The 15,826-nt window shown below is 71.9% G+C and carries 16 protein-coding genes; 8 read left to right on the top strand and 8 right to left on the bottom strand.

The annotated features are described in order from the left end of the window. Positions 1–139: 139 nt before the first annotated feature. The 4 genes from AC3WXD_RS06485 to AC3WXD_RS06470 are packed head-to-tail and all read left to right on the top strand — an operon-like array spanning position 140 to position 4,993. Positions 140–619, top strand: a complete 480-nt coding sequence (locus AC3WXD_RS06485) for a hypothetical protein (protein WP_020423803.1) — start codon at positions 140–142, stop codon at positions 617–619. Between the two features lie 17 nt (positions 620–636). After that, positions 637–2,280, top strand: a complete 1,644-nt coding sequence (locus AC3WXD_RS06480; protein WP_020423802.1) for a hypothetical protein — start codon at positions 637–639, stop codon at positions 2,278–2,280. Between the two features lies 1 nt (position 2,281). Next, positions 2,282–4,291: a hypothetical protein gene (locus tag AC3WXD_RS06475; RefSeq protein WP_492323304.1), complete on the top strand. Its 2,010-nt coding sequence runs from the start codon at positions 2,282–2,284 to the stop codon at positions 4,289–4,291. A 12-nt stretch (positions 4,292–4,303) separates the two neighbouring features. Continuing rightward, complete coding sequence (locus tag AC3WXD_RS06470; protein WP_020203393.1) at positions 4,304–4,993, top strand: hypothetical protein; 690 nt, start codon at positions 4,304–4,306, stop codon at positions 4,991–4,993. A gap of 65 nt (positions 4,994–5,058) precedes the next feature. Here AC3WXD_RS06470 and AC3WXD_RS06465 read toward each other — a convergent pair whose 3' ends face one another. Continuing rightward, positions 5,059–5,940, bottom strand: coding sequence for an NAD(P)-dependent oxidoreductase (locus AC3WXD_RS06465; protein ID WP_492323303.1), 882 nt, complete (start codon positions 5,938–5,940; stop codon positions 5,059–5,061). A gap of 254 nt (positions 5,941–6,194) precedes the next feature. On the opposite strand from AC3WXD_RS06465, the gene AC3WXD_RS06460 reads away from it, so the two are divergent. Further along, a complete protein-coding gene (locus tag AC3WXD_RS06460) occupies positions 6,195–6,677 on the top strand; it encodes a hypothetical protein (RefSeq protein ID WP_020203391.1) in 483 nt (160 codons plus the stop codon). Between the two features lie 146 nt (positions 6,678–6,823). Continuing rightward, positions 6,824–7,093, top strand: coding sequence for a hypothetical protein (locus AC3WXD_RS06455; RefSeq protein ID WP_020203390.1), 270 nt, complete (start codon positions 6,824–6,826; stop codon positions 7,091–7,093). Between the two features lie 19 nt (positions 7,094–7,112). Here AC3WXD_RS06455 and AC3WXD_RS06450 read toward each other — a convergent pair whose 3' ends face one another. Continuing rightward, complete coding sequence (locus tag AC3WXD_RS06450; protein WP_020203389.1) at positions 7,113–7,313, bottom strand: hypothetical protein; 201 nt, start codon at positions 7,311–7,313, stop codon at positions 7,113–7,115. Between the two features lie 836 nt (positions 7,314–8,149). Here AC3WXD_RS06450 and AC3WXD_RS06445 point away from each other — a divergent pair. Then, on the top strand, positions 8,150–9,622 hold the full coding sequence (locus AC3WXD_RS06445) for an MFS transporter (protein ID WP_492323302.1): 1,473 nt from the start codon (positions 8,150–8,152) through the stop codon (positions 9,620–9,622). Positions 9,623–9,632: 10 nt separating this feature from the next. Here AC3WXD_RS06445 and AC3WXD_RS06440 read toward each other — a convergent pair whose 3' ends face one another. The 4 genes from AC3WXD_RS06440 to AC3WXD_RS06425 form a co-directional block, all read right to left on the bottom strand. Then, a complete protein-coding gene (locus AC3WXD_RS06440; RefSeq protein WP_020203387.1) occupies positions 9,633–10,079 on the bottom strand; it encodes a PaaI family thioesterase in 447 nt (148 codons plus the stop codon). 153 nt (positions 10,080–10,232) lie between these two features. Continuing rightward, positions 10,233–10,589 carry a DUF3325 domain-containing protein gene (locus tag AC3WXD_RS06435; RefSeq protein ID WP_020203386.1) on the bottom strand — a complete coding sequence of 119 codons (357 nt, stop codon included), beginning with the start codon at positions 10,587–10,589 and terminating at the stop codon, positions 10,233–10,235. After that, positions 10,586–12,220 (bottom strand): PepSY-associated TM helix domain-containing protein, encoded by a 1,635-nt coding sequence (locus AC3WXD_RS06430; RefSeq protein WP_492323301.1) that lies wholly within the window; start codon positions 12,218–12,220, stop codon positions 10,586–10,588. Before AC3WXD_RS06430 ends, AC3WXD_RS06435 begins: the two co-directional genes overlap by 4 nt. Continuing rightward, positions 12,217–12,519 (bottom strand): DUF3649 domain-containing protein, encoded by a 303-nt coding sequence (locus tag AC3WXD_RS06425; protein ID WP_492323300.1) that lies wholly within the window; start codon positions 12,517–12,519, stop codon positions 12,217–12,219. The genes AC3WXD_RS06430 and AC3WXD_RS06425 overlap by 4 nt, the downstream gene beginning before the upstream one ends. A gap of 841 nt (positions 12,520–13,360) precedes the next feature. Here AC3WXD_RS06425 and AC3WXD_RS06420 point away from each other — a divergent pair. After that, positions 13,361–13,588, top strand: a complete 228-nt coding sequence (locus AC3WXD_RS06420; RefSeq protein WP_492323363.1) for an H-NS family nucleoid-associated regulatory protein — start codon at positions 13,361–13,363, stop codon at positions 13,586–13,588. Between the two features lie 49 nt (positions 13,589–13,637). Here the strand turns inward: AC3WXD_RS06420 and serA are convergent, their stop codons facing one another. Beyond that, positions 13,638–14,849 carry a phosphoglycerate dehydrogenase gene (gene serA, locus AC3WXD_RS06415; protein ID WP_020203382.1) on the bottom strand — a complete coding sequence of 404 codons (1,212 nt, stop codon included), beginning with the start codon at positions 14,847–14,849 and terminating at the stop codon, positions 13,638–13,640. Between the two features lie 179 nt (positions 14,850–15,028). Continuing rightward, a complete protein-coding gene (locus AC3WXD_RS06410) occupies positions 15,029–15,793 on the bottom strand; it encodes a hypothetical protein (RefSeq protein ID WP_492323299.1) in 765 nt (254 codons plus the stop codon). Between the last annotated feature and the right edge of the window lie 33 nt (positions 15,794–15,826).

The following is a 15,826-nucleotide window of genomic DNA, read 5'->3' as shown; positions in this document are numbered from 1 at the left end:
GCGTCAGGCCGATAACGGGGACTTGCAAGGCGCCCTGCAAGAGAAGGCGCCGGTTGAAAAACCGCCGCCGGCCCATCCGGGCAGACGGTGCTCCGCGCACCGGCGCGCAGAGCGGATCCTTGATACGAGACTGACGACCATGAACCGAATCAACAGGCTGCTGCCTCCCACCATGCTGGCGGCGGCGCTGCTCGCTGCCGCCTGCAATTTCCCGGGGATCGACGGCGGCGGCGCCGCGCCGACGGTGGCGCAGGTGCAGGCCACGCTCGCCGACAAGAACTTCGGCCAGGCCGCGGCGCTGGCGGACCAGCTGACGGCGGCGGACCCCAAGAACGCGGATGCCTGGATGGCGGCGGCCGAGGCCAAGGCGGCCGTCGGCAGCCGGCTGGGCGCGCTCGCCGCGCTGGAGACCGCGCTGGCCAACGGCATGCGCGACGGCGCGCGCATCGACGCCAGCCCCTATCTCGCGCCGCTGCGCTCGTCCAGCGAATACCAGCCGCTGCTGCAGCGCTTCAGCGTGACCAGGCAGGCGGCAGCGGCGGGCGACACCGCCATCGAGCAGACCGCGGCCGGCATCGAGGCGCGCGCCGGCGATGTGTCGGTCAAGATTTCCAACTGATTCCAGCACCCAGAAACATGAACGCTTTCAACAAGACGCTGCTGTGCGCGGCAATCGCGGCCGTGGTGGCCGCGCCGGCCGCGTACGCGATGGACATCGAGGCGCGCGGCGTCGGCACGGCGAAGATCTCCGAAGACCTGAACTCGGTGCGCACCTCGGCGCTGCGCCAGGCCAGGCGCAATGCCGTGCTGGCGGCGCTGGACAAGGTGGTGGGCGCCGGCACCAGCAAGAACCCCGAGGTACAGGCCAGGCTGGACGACCTCGTGGTGCAGGTGGGCGAGGAGTCGTTCTACGGCGCCACGCCCAGCTCGGCCGACGGCGAGTACCGCGTCAGCATCACGCTGCGCATGGACGACAAGGCCCTGCGCACGGAGATCAGCGACCTGGGCCTGGCCCTGAACACCACCACCACGCGCAGCCAGCCGATCCTGGTGATGATGGACGAATTCTTCACCACGCCGACCAACCTGCGCGCGCCGCTGGAAGAACTGACCGAGTTCCGCCACGAGGAGGGCGCCAGCTACAACGAGAAGGAAGCCGCTTCCAGCGCGAGCAAATCGGCTTATGCCGCCAGCAGCAAGGCCGCCTATGCCTCCAAGGAGCAGGCCGCCTATGCCGTGAAGGATGCCTCCGCCGGCCGCGTCAGCGCCGCGCGCGACACGCAGGTGGCGGGCGCCGCGCAGGACGGCTACGGCGGCCAGGCCGCGGTGGCGGGCCGCGACAGCGCGCGCTACGACGCCGCCAGCGCCAGCAGCCACCAGGCCGCGGGCGCGGCCTCGCGCCAGGTGGCGGCGGCCAGCAGCAGCAACGTGGCCGCGGCCTCGTCGTCGCAATCGGCATACGCGCGCAACGTCAGCGCCGAGGACCACAACAACACCTACTTCCGCAAGCTGGTCAAGTACCAGCCGCAGAACACCGGCCCGGACAAGAAGAACTACACCTACAACGAGCTCAAGGGCCAGCTGGGCGACCTCGACATCAAGGTGCTCGACAACGCCATCTTCAAGAGCAAGTACTTCGGCAACCGCGCCATCACGCTGGACCAGCTCGAGAACGGCGCCGAGCTGGCCAGGTACGTGGACTTCGCGCGCCAGGAAGCCACCGCGGACTACCTGATGATCGGCTCGTCGGTGATCTATGACCTGGGCGTGGACCGGAACTCGGGCCAGCCCGCGTGCACGGGCGTGGCCAGCACCAAGACCTTCTCCACCAAGACCGGCGAGGACATCGGCTCGGCCACGCAATCGGAAACCGCGACCGGCGTGTCGTCCGACGATTGCCGCGCCCGGCTGGCCGTCAAGCTCGCCGGCAGCCTCGGCAACCAGGTGGGCAAGCGCATCCAGGAGTTCGCCAAGAAGCGCACCATGTACGGCGCGGAGTACGTCATCCGCCTGACCGGCGGCAATCTTTCGCTGATGAGCCGCACCGCCTTCAACCAGGCGCTCAAGAACGTGCCGGGGCTGGACAAGGCCGTGCAGCGCCAGGCCGGCGCGAGCCAGCTGGAGGTGGTGGCGACCTACAAGGGCAGCGACCCGCTGGACCAGGCCGTGGCGATGGCCCTCGGCGGCAATCCGCTGTTCGCCGGGCTCGACTCGATGGTCGACGGCAACATCGTCACCCTGTGCATGAATGGCTGCGGCAAGCCCAAGGCGGGACGCTGAGATGCGCCGGCATATCGTGGCGCTCGGCGCCGCCATCGCCGCGGCCGGCGGCTGGGCCGGCCACGCCGCGGCCGCGCCGGCGGCGGGCCTGTACGTGGTCCCGGGCATCTTCTTCGACGACGGCGCCGCGGGCGCGGGCAGCAGCAAGGTCGACCCGGCCTTCCGCCCCGCGCTGGACGTGAAGCAGGCGAGCGCGCTGCTGCAGGAGCGCGCGCAAGCCCACTTCAAGGCGCTGGCGCCGGACCTGGACAGCAAGAACCGCCTGCGCACGCTGGCGCTGTCGGTGCAGGTCACGCGCGTGTCGCGCTACCGGATCGACAAGAGCGACGGCACCACCGACATCTACCTGCCGATCACGTTGAGCGTGTATTTCAGCAACCCGATGACCGGCGAGGTGCTGCAGTCGTTCAGCCAGACCCGCTACGACGTGCTGACCGTCGCGCAGGCGCAGGGCGCCGCCGGCATCGATGCCAAGGTGGCCGCCGCCTACCGCGCGGGCTTTGCCGCGCTGCTGGACAGCACGCTGGCCGCCGCGGCCGCGCAGTTCAACCCGTACGTGGTCGAGACCCGGGTGGCCGACACCTGGCGCGGCTTCGTCATCCTGGACCAGGGCTACCAGGCCGGCATCGGCAAGGGCGACGTCCTGAACGACGGCGAGTCCGAGATCCGCGTGGAGTACGCCGGCCAGCGCTATGCGGTGGCCGTGCCGGTGCTGGGCGCGCCCAGGGATGGCGCGGTGTTCAGCCGCGCCAACACGATGGCGCTGTCGGACGTGCGCAAGCCGCGCGTGCTGGCGCTGGTCAGCGACGGCAACCCGGACTTGTCGGATGCGGTCAGCACCCAGCTGTTTACCGACAAGCTCGGCAGCGGCGCGCCGTTCGCCACGCTGCCGCTCAACGCCAACTTCAGCCAGGTCCAGGCGTCCATCGACAGCCACACCAGGATCGGGCACGAGGTCAGCGGCAGGCGCGCGCTGCCCGACTATTTCATCCGCATGGTGGTGCCGCCGGCGCGCCACTACGAGCTGCCGACCAACCTCAGCTACAAGGCCCGGCAGAGCTACCAGGCCTGGGTCTTCGCGGAGCTGCTCTCGCGCGACGGGCGCGTGCTGTACGCGGCCGACGTGAGCCAGCGCATCGACGACACGGTGACGGACAAGTCGGGCTTCAACGCCGCCGACCGCCGCGAGGTGGTGCTGAAGAACGCGCTCAACGAGCTGGCCGAGCGCTTCGGCAAGGAGGTCCGCTTCAAGCCGCTGTCGCTGCAGGTGAGCGGGGCGGCCGGCGACAACTTCGAGGTCGACGATCCCGGCATGAACCTGCAGATCGGCGACACCATCCGCACCTATCGCAACGCGGGCCGGCCCGGCGGCATTGCCGAGGACGCGCTGGTGCCCACCTGGGAAGCGAGCGTGGTCGGCCGCGACGGCGCGCGCGTCACGGCCTCGCCGGTCCTGCCGGTGGCCGGCAAGCCGCCCCGGCCCGCGGCCGGCGACCTCGTGCTGTTCGACAGCGTGGCCAGTGCCGGCGCGTCCGGCCAGCGCGTGGCGTATTGCCCGGCGCAGAAGAGCCAGGTGGGCTCGGTGGCGCTGGAGCGCTTCGACTGGCTGGCCTACGCCAGCGCCGCGCAGGCGCCCGTGGTCATGATGAACCCGGGGCTGGCCGCGCTGGTGAAGGGCAAGGTCGGCGGGCAGTCCGGCTTTGCCGGCAATCTCGAATTGCGCCCGGGCGCCTACGACAAGTGCCTGGAAGCGCTGTACCGCATCGACCCGAAGGAACGGACCTGCGACGACGGCATGTGCGCGCAGGGCTATGGCATCCGCCTGGCCTACCGGCAGAAGGCGGGCGGCAGCGCCGCCGGCCAGGCCATCCTGGAGCACGCCTTTACGTCGAACGGCTACCCGGCCGCGGCGGACGCCGACAACGTCGGCGTGCTGCAACGCATCGACCTGGACAAGGACACCCGCGCCGGTCTCGATGCTGTCATGAAGCAATTGCTGAATCCCAACTAAGGAAAACACGCTGTGAAAAAAACATCCGCACTCCTGGGCGCCCTGATGGCAGGCATCCTGCTGACCTCCACCGCGCCGGTCATGGCGTTCGGCCTGGGCAACCTCGCCGCGGCCATCCCGGGCGTGGGCGGCGGCACCTCGGGCGCCGCCGTGTCCGCGGGCGACATCGATGCCTTCATCCAGACCGCGCAGGAAGCCGACCAGATGATCGGCACCTCCAGCCGCCACATTTTCAAGGCGGTGGCGAGCAAGCAGGACATCGCCGAGCAGGAAGCCCGGCTGGCCACCGCCAACGCCATCGCCGACCCCGCCGAGAAGGCCGCGGCGATCAACAAGATCCGCGACGACGAAGCCACCGCGCTGCAGAAGTCGCTGGCGAGCCAGGAAGTGCAGGACAAGCTCAAGACCATGAACCAGGCGCAACTGGCCTCGTTCGGCAATGCCGCCTTCACCTTCATGCTGGGCGTGCTCAAGGACAAGCAACTGGCCGAAGGCAGCACCGCGCTGGTGTCGGGCGTGACCTCCAACCCGACCCTGCTGCCGCGCCTCGGCGCGCTCAAGGATGTGGTCACGTCGGTCGGCGCGCAGGCGGTCAGCACGGCGAAGATCGGCGAAGGCCTGCTCAAGCTGGCCAAGTCCGGCAAGATCGCCGCGCTGCCGGCATCGGCATCGGAAAAACCGAAGAAGGTCGACGACATCTAAGCTGGATTCCCGCCTGTCGCCTGGACCGCGGCCCGGATGCCTTGCGCATGCCGGGCCGTTTTTTTTCAGCCCGCGAGCTTCCCGCCGAGGATGCCGATCAGCTCGGGCACCGTGGCCTGCGGCCGCTCGCTGCCGGCGGCCTGCTCGTAGGTGCCCAGCACGGCCTCGGCGGTGGCGCGCGCGGCGCCGAGTTCGCGCGCCATCGTGGTGTAGTAGCCCATGTCCTTGCGCGCGTTGGCCAGCGTGAAGCGGAAGCCCGAGTCGTCCCCCGATTCGATGTAGGGACGCAGGCGGTCGAGCACCACGCTGTCGCCGCCGCCCGTGGACAGCACTTCCAGCAGCACGGCCGGGTCGACCTCGGCGCGCCCGGCGCAGGCGGCGGCTTCGGCGAGCACGGCGGAGAAGCCCAGCGAGACGTAGTTGTGCAGCAGCTTGAGCCGGTGGCCGGAGCCGGCGGGGCCGGCGTAGACGATGTTCTCGGCGAAGCAGGCCAGCAGCGGGCGGCATTGCTCGAACAGCGCGCGCTCGCCGCCGACGATCAGGTTGAGGCGGCCCTCGGCGGCTTCCCTGGGCGTGCGCGTCATCGGCGTGTCGAGAAAGCGGCCGCCGGCACGCGCCACGGCCTCGGCGATGCGCACGGTGGAGGACGGAATCGCGGTGGAGCAGTCGATCACCACCGTGCCCGGGCGCAGGCCGGCCAGCACGCCGTCGGCGCGGAACAGGGCGTCCTCCACTTCCGGGGTGCCGGTCACGCACAGGATCACGGTATCGGCGGCGCGCGCCACCTCGGCCGGCGTGGCGGCGGTGACGGCGCCCGCGGCCAGCAGCCGGTCCAGCGGCTGGTTGCCGGGGTGGTCCAGCAGCACCAGCGGGTGGCCGTGCCTGGCGAGGTTGGTGGCGATGCCGTGGCCCATCATGCCGATGCCGATCATGCCGATTGTCTTCATCTTGTCTCCGTGTCGTGCGGGCTGGTCTTGTATTCGACGCATCCGCTACTGTACCCGGAGCCTGGAGCGGCGGGGCCGCGCCAGGCCTTGGTCGCGACCATCATCGCCGCCTGCGGGCAGGGATCGTTGAAGACGTCGCCCGGGCAGAAGCGCCGGCGGCTGCCGGGCGCGGCGCGAAATTTCCCCCAGGAAGTGCTATTGCCGCCGCCGGCGGCGGCATGGAGACTGTCGGCACTTCACGGCCGGGGACGGGAATGATGGCAATCAGGGGACAGGGCAATGCAGCCGCGAACGGAGCAAGGCGCGTCGCGCGCCTGCGCGGCCACGCGGCGCGCTTCCGGAAATTCGTCAGCGCGTGCCTCGCGCATGACGGTTTCCTGCCCGACGTGATCGTGGCCTGCGCGGGACTGCCCGGCGACGAGGAAGAAAGCTTCACGCTGCATACCGCCGTCGGCCGCCTCTACGCGCAGTTCGGATTCGCGCAGTGGGACGGCCATCTGGTGGGCAGGTACCGGTTCTCCCGCTTCCTGCTCGGCGACGACCTGAAGGAGCGGCTGGTGCCGTTTCACGCGATCCTGATCGAGCAGGAAGGGCGCGCCACCTTTGCCGAGGACGGTTTCTTCGAGTGGGAGATTCCCGATGCCTTCCGCGCCGACAGCCATCACGGCCAGGCGCTGACGCGGACCTTGCTGGAGGCCTACCAGGCGTCGCTGCCGGCGTTCGAACGGCCGCGGTAGCTGCCTGCCGCCGCCTGTCCCCAAGGCGCTCCAAGGCGCTCCGGGGCAAGGCGCCGCCGCGCCATGTTGCCCGCCCAATCCCCTTGCTGCGATACTGCCTGTCTCATGACCCGCCGGCCTGCGCGGCGGTTTTCCGGGAGACGGCGATGGCGCAATTGCGGTTCCACGAACTGCCGGCGCAGGAGCGCGACGCGTTCGCGTCGGCCTGCGCGCTGCACGGATTTGCCCAGGAAGATTTCGAGGTCAGCGCGGCGGCGGCGGGGGACGGCGATGCCGGCCGGCCGCCGCGCCGGATCGCGGTGGTCCGCGTGACGGGCGGCGAGGCGCGCGAGTACCGGGATGGCCCGGTCAGGTGGACGGAGGCTTTCGAGCGCGACCTCGCGCGGGACGTGTTCGGTTTTCCGCTGGCCGATTAGCGGGCCGGATATCCGGCCTTCAGGACGACTGGCCTGCCGCGCGGCGCCGCGCGCTTGCCGTGCCGGCGGCCGGCGCCGGGCGGCGGATGGCTTCTTCGAGCGCATCGGCCAGCGCGCGCGTGCGGCGCTCGGCGAGCTGCTGCCGCGTGGGTTCGCCGCCGGGCTGCGGGCGGTTGCCCGCTGGCGCCGCGTCGGTCAGGGATTTCGGTTTCCGGATCATAGGGGCTCGGTCCAGGATCTGCCGTTACCGGCAAGGTTGCATGCCGACAGGTACGGCCACGGGCGCATTGTGCGCCCGGGCGGCATGGCGCGGCTCCCTCTCGTGGGAGTAAGCGCGAAGGACTATTGACGCGGCCGGGCCATTCCGGGTACGCCGCGCCGGCCGGGAAAAACGGGGCCGCGCGCGTCGCCCGCGGCCCGCGAAGCCCCAGCCATGAGGCTACCTCCCTGTTGCGCGATGCCCGCCGCCCGGCCGGGCCGCGGGCGATGTCGTGATGCCGGTGGCGCGCAGGAATCGTGCCACGCGCCGCGCGGGGCACAGCCCGCTTGCGGCCGGTCTGCACGCCCGCGGCCCGGCGGGATTTCCGGCCGCGGAGGCAAGCCTGCGGCGCGCGTTCGCCCGCGTGGCGGTGCCGGCACCGGGCATCCCTGATTTTCCGATCGATGTAAAAAAGCGCTTCGCGCCACGAGCGGCCGGCGGGGCGCGGGCAAAAAAAATGCCCGCAGGGAAATGACTCCGGGGGCATTGAAGAAGTGACATGGGCGAGAGGCTTTCCCGCCCGAACGCAGTGTCTCATTCCCGGCCCCGCTTGACGCCCCCAACACCGTAGGGTTTGTGCTCTGCCATTTGCTTGACTTGGATCAAAAAGTGAAGCAGGCGCCAGTGGCGTCGAGGCGGCCACGCCGGGTCCGTCGCCGGCCACGAGGACGATGGGACGCGGACGCCGCCCGAATTCTGCCTATGATGAAGGCTTGCCGCCGATGGCCGCGCCGCACGCAAAGGCCGGGTCGCCGCGCCGACGCGCGCGGCGCCGTGGCGTCCACCGGAGCCTGTCCATGCCGCTTGTGCAGACCATGCCGGACGTACCGGCCGCGCGCGCGGTGCGCAGCGACATCCCCGCGCGGCTGGACCGGCTGCCGTGGTCGCGCTGGCACTGGCGCGTGGTGGCCGCGCTGGGCGTGGCGTGGGTGCTGGACGGGCTGGAGGTCACGCTGGTGGGCTCGCTCGGCGGCGTGCTCGAGCAGCCCGAGGGGCTCGGGCTGGATGCCGCGCAGGTAGGCTGGCTCGGCTCGCTGTACGTGGCCGGCGCGGTGGCCGGCGCGCTGGTGTTCGGCCGCCTGGCCGACCGTTTCGGCCGCAAGACGCTGTTCCTGGTGACGCTGGCGGTGTACGCGGCGGCCACCTTCGCCACGGCGTTTGCGCCGGGCTTCGGGTTCTTCGCGGTGTGCCGCTTCCTGACCGGGCTGGGCATCGGCGGGGAGTACGCGGCCATCAACTCGGCCATCGACGAACTGATCCCGGCGCGCGTGCGCGGGCGCGTCAACCTCGCCATCAACGGCAGCTTCTGGCTGGGCGCGGCGCTCGGCGCGGGCCTGAGCCTGCTGCTGCTGGACCCGCGCGTGCTGGGCCCGGCGCTGGGCTGGCGCGCCGCCTTCGCGCTGGGCGCGCTGCTCGCGGTGGCGATCCTGCTGGTGCGGCGCGACGTGCCCGAGAGCCCGCGCTGGCTGCTCCTGCACGGGCGCGCGGACGAAGCCGAGCGCATCGTCGCCGCCATCGAGGCGCAGGTGCGGGCCCAGTGCGGCGCGCTGCCGGCGGCGGCCGGCAGCATCGCCCTCGCGCGGCGCGGCGCGGCCACGCTGCGCGAAGTGGCCGGCGTGCTGCTGCGCCGCTACCGGCTGCGCAGCGCCGTGGCGCTGGCGCTGATGGTCTCGCAGGCGTTCTTCTACAACGCCATCTTCTTCACCTACGCGCTGGTGCTCACGCGCTTCTACGCCGTGCCGGACAACCGCGTGGGGCTGTACATGTTCCCGTTCGCGCTCGGCAACGTGCTGGGGCCGCTGCTGCTCGGGCCGCTGTTCGACCGCGTGGGGCGCCGCCGCATGATCGCGCTGACCTACGTGCTCTCGGGCGTGGGGCTGGCGCTGACGGGCTGGGCTTTCATGCAGGGCTGGCTCGATGCGCGCAGCCAGGCGCTGTGCTGGTCCGCCGTGTTCTTCCTGGCGTCGGCCGCGGCCAGCTCGGCCTATCTCACGGTCAGCGAAGTCTTTCCGCTGGAGACGCGCGCGCTGGCGATCTCGGTGTTCTACGCCGTGGGCACGGGCAGCGGCGGCTTCGTCGGACCGCTGCTGTTCGGCACGCTGATCGCCAGCGGCAGCCGCGCCGCCGTGGCCGCCGGCTACGGCATCGGCGCGGCGCTGGTGATCGTCGCGGGCCTGTTCGCGCTGCGCTATGCGGTCAACGCCGAGCGGCGGGCGCTGGAGGACATCGCGCCGCCGCTGTCCGCGCATGGCGGGCACGAACGGGAATAGCGCCGCCGCCTCAGGCCGGCGCCGCCGGGTCCTTGCGGCGGAACGCCGCCTGCGCGGTGGCGATCACGCGGCCCTGGCTGTCGGTGACTTCGGCGTGGGAGAAGAACACACGGCGCCCGCCGCCCACGCGGCGGCCCACTACGGTAAGCAGCTCCAGCTTCCCGGAGGCGACGTAGTTGACGTTGAGCGAGATGGTGGTGGCCGCGCGCCGCACGCCGCCTTCGGGGAACAGGCCGGCATAACCGCCCGCGGCATCGAGCAGCGTGGCCAGGATGCCGCCCTGGACCACGCCGGTATTGTTGAGGTGCGCCGGCTGCGGCGTCAGCGACATGCGCACGAGGTCGGGCTCCCATGCCACGATGGTCACGTCGAGCGATTCGAGGAAGGGATTCTCCAGTGCCCAGGCCGGGCTCGCGGGCGTGTCTTGGGTAGGCTGGGCGGGGGTCTGGTCGGACATGGCTTGAAGCGGGGGGCGTTCGGTTGGCATGGCCGTCATGATAGCCGGCGGCGGCGGGCGGGCCTTCATATCCTCGAGAGGCAGGCTTCGCCGCCGGAGAGCGTGGCGCGTTTGTCCGCGCCGCCGCCCGGCAATGTTCGGCGCCGCGCGCGCTCAGGGCAGCGCGCGCAGCGCCAGCAGCCCGCAGCCGCCGAGCGCGCCGCTCCAGCCCGCCGCGCGCAGCGCCAGGGCGGGCGCGCAGGACAGCAGCAGCACCACCGGCAGCGCGCCCAGCGTCAGCATGCCGACCCAGGCCACGGTGCCCATCGGCCAGCCCTGTTCCAGCACGCATGCCGCCAGCGCCAGGGCCAGCGCGGCCCAGCCCAGGCCGTGCAGGCGCACGCGCTCGGCGGTGCCGGGCACGCTGCCGCGGCCGTTGCGGTCGGCATAGTGCCGGTCGAGCGTCTGGCTCAGCGTGCTGAAGCCGCTGAACACCAGCGCCAGCGCGGCCAGGAAGGCGAGGCCGTTCATGTCGCCCCCTTGGCGTCGCGCGCGCCGTGCGGCTGGTGCGCTGCGGGCACCGCCTTGCGCGCCGCCGTACGGCGGCCGAGCACCCACGCCGCCGCGCCCAGCGCGATGCCCAGCGCCAGCACCGTGAGGTCGAAGCCGGCCACCGCGGCCGGCCCCTGTCCCCGCAGCAGCGTCGCGCCGAGGTGCGTGTCCGTGGTGAGCGCGTTGAGCACGGGAATGCCGGCGAGCATCAGCGCGCCGGTCCACAGCTGCGCGCGCCACATGGCGCGCGCGGGGTGCAGCTGCGCCAGCACCGCGGCCACCGCCCAGGCGGCGAAGAACGCGCGGATCTCGGCGTCGGGGCGGTGGGCCATCGCCACCGGCAGCAGCCGGTTGGCCCAGAAGTAGGCCGCGAACGCGATCGGCAGGCCGGCGACGGCGCCGATGTTGAGCGCGTCCACCAGCCGCAGTCCGAACGAGGGGCGGGCGCCGGCGGCCAGCGCCTTGGTCTGCCGCTGGCGCGTCTTCACGCCCCACAGCAGCGCGCCGGTGGCGACCATCACGCAGCCCGACAGCCCGCTGACGAAGAACAGCGCGCGCAGCAGCGGCCCGGCGAAATGCGCCTCGTGCAGACCGACTATCACGCCGCGCGTCTGGCTGGCGGGTGCCGGCGCGTCGCCGTTGGTGGCGACCAGCCTGCCGGTGGCGCCGTCGAAGCGCATCGACGGCTCGTCGACGGACAGCGCGCCGGTGCTGCCGCGCGAGATGGTGACGGTGGCGTTGGCGTCGCCGGCCAGCGTGATCGCCACGCGGCTCGGCCCGGCGCCGTTCCAGTGCCGCATGGCCTGCGCGACCAGCGGCGCCACCGGCACCAGCGGCGCGGCCTGGCCGCTGGGCAAGCCCAGCGGCGCGCGGCCGAAGGCTTCGTTGTTGAAGGCCTGCAGGTCGCCGCGGTAGGCCGTCTGCACGCCCCACGGCATGTACATGAACATCAGCGTCACCAGCCCGGTGTACGTGATCATCAGGTGGAACGGCAGCGCCAGCACGGCGGTGGCGTTGTGCGCGTCGAGCCACGAGCGCTGGCCCTTGCGCGGGCGGAACGTGAAGATGTCCTGGAAGATGCGCCGGTGCGTGATGACGCCGCTGAGGATGGCCACCAGCATGCACATCGCGCACGCGCCGATGATCCAGCGCGCCCACAGCGGCTGCATGTAGTACAGGTCGAAGTGCAGCCGGTAGAGGAACTCGCCGCCGCGCGTGTCGCGCACGGTGCCGAGGAAGGCGCCGGTGGCGGGGTCCAGCGTGCGGCTTTCGAAGCGGCCGCGGCTGCCGCCGATGCCGGAGCCGGGCTCGCCGGGCGCGCGGATCCACAGCACCTGCGTCACCGGGCTGCGCTCGTCGGGCAGGCTGATGAACCAGCGCGGCGAGCGCGGCGCGTTGCGCTGCAGGAACGCCACCGCGAGGGTGGCGGCCTCGGCGGGCGGCACCGGCGCGGCCGCCGCGCGGTGCAGCTCCGGTTTCATCCACAGCGTGATCTCGTCCTTGAAGTAGCTGGCCGTGCCGCCGCAGAACACCAGCAGCAGCACCCAGCACACCAGCAGGCCGGACCAGCCATGCAGCCACGCCATCGACTGGCGCAGGCCGGCCCTCATGCGCCGCTCCGCACGGCGGCCAGCGTGGCCGCGAGGATGGTGCCGAGGACGGCGGCGGCCACCGCCAGCCCGGTCCACGCGCGCCATGCGCTGCCCACGGCGAACACCCACAGCACGGCGCATGCGTACAGCGAGAACGACAGCAGCGTGGCGGTCATCACCGCCTCGGCCGGCGGCATCGGCAGCACCACCGCCAGCAGGCCGGTGGCCAGCGCCGCCAGCACGTAGCCGCCGCCGATGGCGGCCACCACGCGCGAGGCCACGCCGAGGCGATAGCGGCCGTTGCGGCTCAGGCGCATGCGCGCGCCTCCGGGGCGGCCGTGCCGGGCACGACAGTTGTTCGCGAGGCGGTGGAAATGAGGCGAGGCATTGGCTATATGTCCTATGGAGGCGGCAGCGTTGCGCGGTGGCCGGCCGCCGCGCGCAAGCCGCATATGATAATCGTTCTCATTTGAATTGTGTGATTTCCAGCAGCTTCGCGGTGGCTTTCGCGCAGGGGGAGAGGCCGCTCGCGGCCGCCGCCCGGCGGGCATTCGTGCCGTCCGGGGAGGCGGCTTCCGCGCTCGGCTATCATGTGCGAGCTTCAGGGTCAGGGGTGTGCGCAGAGCGCCGCATGATGAACCGTCTACCCGCATCTTCTATTGGTTTTTAATCGTGTCTACCGCTATCGCCCCCGCCGCCTCACCGGACCCTTCATCGGACCTTCCTTCGGACCTTCCTCCGGCCGTTCCCGCTGATGCCTCGGCCGACGTTTCTCCCGACGTGAAGAGAGTCGCCGCCATTGTCTGGATCCGGGTCCAGATGGAGCGGCTGGGCATCACCGCCGAGGACATCGAGGCCGCGCTCGCGGCAGCGGCGCCGGCGGCGGGTGTGGAGAGTGTGGAGGATGAGGCGGTGGATGCGCCGGCAGCGGAGCAGGCGCCTGCGGCGGCCAGGCCGGCCGCAACGCTGGTCGTGGAGCCGCTCGGCCCGACCGCCGGCCTGCTGCCGGCGGCGCCCGTCACCGCGCCGCCGGCGACGCCGCGGCAGCAGCGCAAGAAACGGCTGGGCCAGCAGAACGCGGCCAACGCCCAGGCGGCGCTGGCCATGCCGGTTGCGGCGCCGGCCGAGGTTTCAGTGCAGCCGGAGGCCGGAGGGAAGATCGGGCGAGTGGAGGAGCGGAAGGATGAGCGGGCAGACGCGCCAGCCAGCCGGCCGCCGCGCGAGGCGCAGGCCGAACCGGCGCCGGCCGCCGCGCCTTCCGCCACGCCCGCGCGCCGCTACCGCAACGCCGAAGGCCAGGTGTGGGACGGCGAGGGCGCGATGCCCTCGTGGCTGGTGCGCGCGGTCAATGCCGGCCAGTCGGTCGAGCATTTCCGCGTGAGCTGATCCGCGTGCGTCGGCGGCGGGCCGCCGGCCTGCCGCCGCGGCGTTCGCGTCAGCCCTGCTCGTTGCGCAGCACGCGGCAGCGGATGAACGCGCTTTCCTGGTCCAGCGCGGCCACCAGTTCGGCCGACGGCGCCTTGTCGAGATCGGTCACCACATAGCCCATTTCCCCGCGCGTCTGCAGGTGCTGCGCCACGATGTTGACGCCGTCGCGCGCGAGCAGCGTGTTGAGCGCGGCCAGCGCGCCCGGCGCGTTGCCGTGCACGTTGAGCAGCCGCGCCGGCGAGGTCAGCGGGCCCGGGCTCACCTCGGGGAAGTTGACCGCGCCGACGGTGTCGCCGGTGCGCAGGAACGCGATCAGCTTGGTGGCGACCTCGGTGCCGATGTTTTCCTGCGCCTCTTCCGTGCTGCCGCCGATGTGCGGCGTCAGGATGGCGTTGGGCACGCCCTGCAGCGGGCTGGTGAAGCGGTCCGCGTTGGTCTTCGGCTCCTCGGGGAACACGTCGATGGCCAGGCCGGCGATGTGGTTGTCGTCGCAGGCCGCGCGCAGCGCCTCGATGTCCACCACGGTGCCGCGCGAGGCATTGATGAGGATCGCGCCGCGCTTGAACTGGCGCAGCACGGCGGCGTCGATCATCTTCTTCGTCTGCGCGGTGGCCGGCACGTGCAGCGTCACGATGTCCGCGTGCGACACCGCGTCGGCCAGCGAGCGCGCCGCGCGCGCCGAGCCCAGCGACAGCTTGGCCTGCACGTCGTAGTACACCACCCGCATGCCCATCGCCTCGGCCAGCACGCCCACCTGCGAGCCGATGTTGCCGTAGCCGACGATGGCGATGGTCTTGCCGCGCGCCTCGAACGAGCCGCTGGCGCCCTTGGCCCACTTGCCCGCGTGCGCGAGCGTGTTCTTCTCCGGCACGCGGCGCAGCAGCAGGATGGCCTCGGCGATCACCAGCTCGGCCACCGAGCGCGTGTTCGAGAACGGCGCGTTGAACACCGGCATGCCCGCGCGCGCGGCCGCGTCGAGGTCGACCTGCGAGGTGCCGATGCAGAAGCAGCCGATGGCCAGCAGGTGGCGGGCGGCCTCGATCTCCGGCGCGCCCAGGTGCGTGGCGGAGCGGATGCCGAGGATCTGGTGCGCCTGCGGCGCGCGGTGCAGTTCTTCGCCGGCGAGCGCGCCGCTGCGGCGCTCCACGGTGACGAGCGCTTCCTTGAAGCGTTCTACGGCGGTGTCGTGGATGTTTTCGAGCAGGAGAGCAGAAGTCATGGCAATGGCGGGAGTGGCGGCAATGGCGGAAGCGGAGGCGGGCGGCGCGCGCGGTGCCGGGCGCGGGCACGGGGAGAAACCGGGACCGTCATGGTAACGCAGGCGGCTGCCGCGCACAGAACACCCACATTGCTGCCAATGGCAAAGGCGGTGTGCCTCAGGAGGCGCGCGGCGCCCGCTTACTTCGGCAGCAGGTCCTGCAGGTCGCGCAGCGTCGCGCCGCCGGGCACGCCCGGCGTGGCGGCCGGGTTGGCTGCCTGATTGGCTGACTGATTGGCGGCCTGGCCCGCGGCCGGGCCATGCGCCACCACCGCGGCGCCCGCGCCGTCCGCCGCCACGGGCGGCCGGATGGGCGCGCCATGCACGATCACCGGCACCGCCGCCGGGTCCAGCCGGCCGTTCTGGCCCAGCGCGATCGGCGCGCAGCCGTTCAGGAAACCGTCTTTCTTCAGGTTGTTGGTGAGGTCGATGGCGAACACCGCGGCGCGTTCCTCGATCGGGATCGCCGTGGAGCCGCGGCTGAAGGTGTACTGGCCCTTCCAGACCGGGCGCCGCAGCCGGACGTCGGTCAGCGTGCTGGCGTAGCGGATCGACAGGCGCTGGCCGTAGGCGCTGAGCACGCCGCCGCCGCTGGAGATGGTGAGCAGCGCGTCGGCGTGGAACGCGCGCATGCGGCCGTTGATGGCGTTCGGGTCCAGCTCCAGGCCGGACAGCTCGTCATAGGCCGCCGCCACGCCGCACTGCCCGGCCACCTCGCGGAACTTGGCGGCGAAGGCCTGCGAGAAATCGCTGTCCCAGCCCATGCCGGTCATGCCCACCACGTACAGGCGCGTGGGTTTGCCGCTGTAGTCGGTGGCGCGCGTGGAGACGCCGACGGTCGCCGGCGCGCAGCCGCCGAGCAGCAGGGCGGCGGCCACGGCGGCGGCCGTGGCGGCGCGACGCATGGAATGCATGCCCGTGGACGGAGGGCAGGACAG

Source organism: Cupriavidus sp. FW216-B1 (assembly GCF_058789195.1).
The sequence above is the reverse complement of the archived record's forward strand: the minus strand, read 5'-3'. Positions and strand labels throughout refer to the sequence as shown.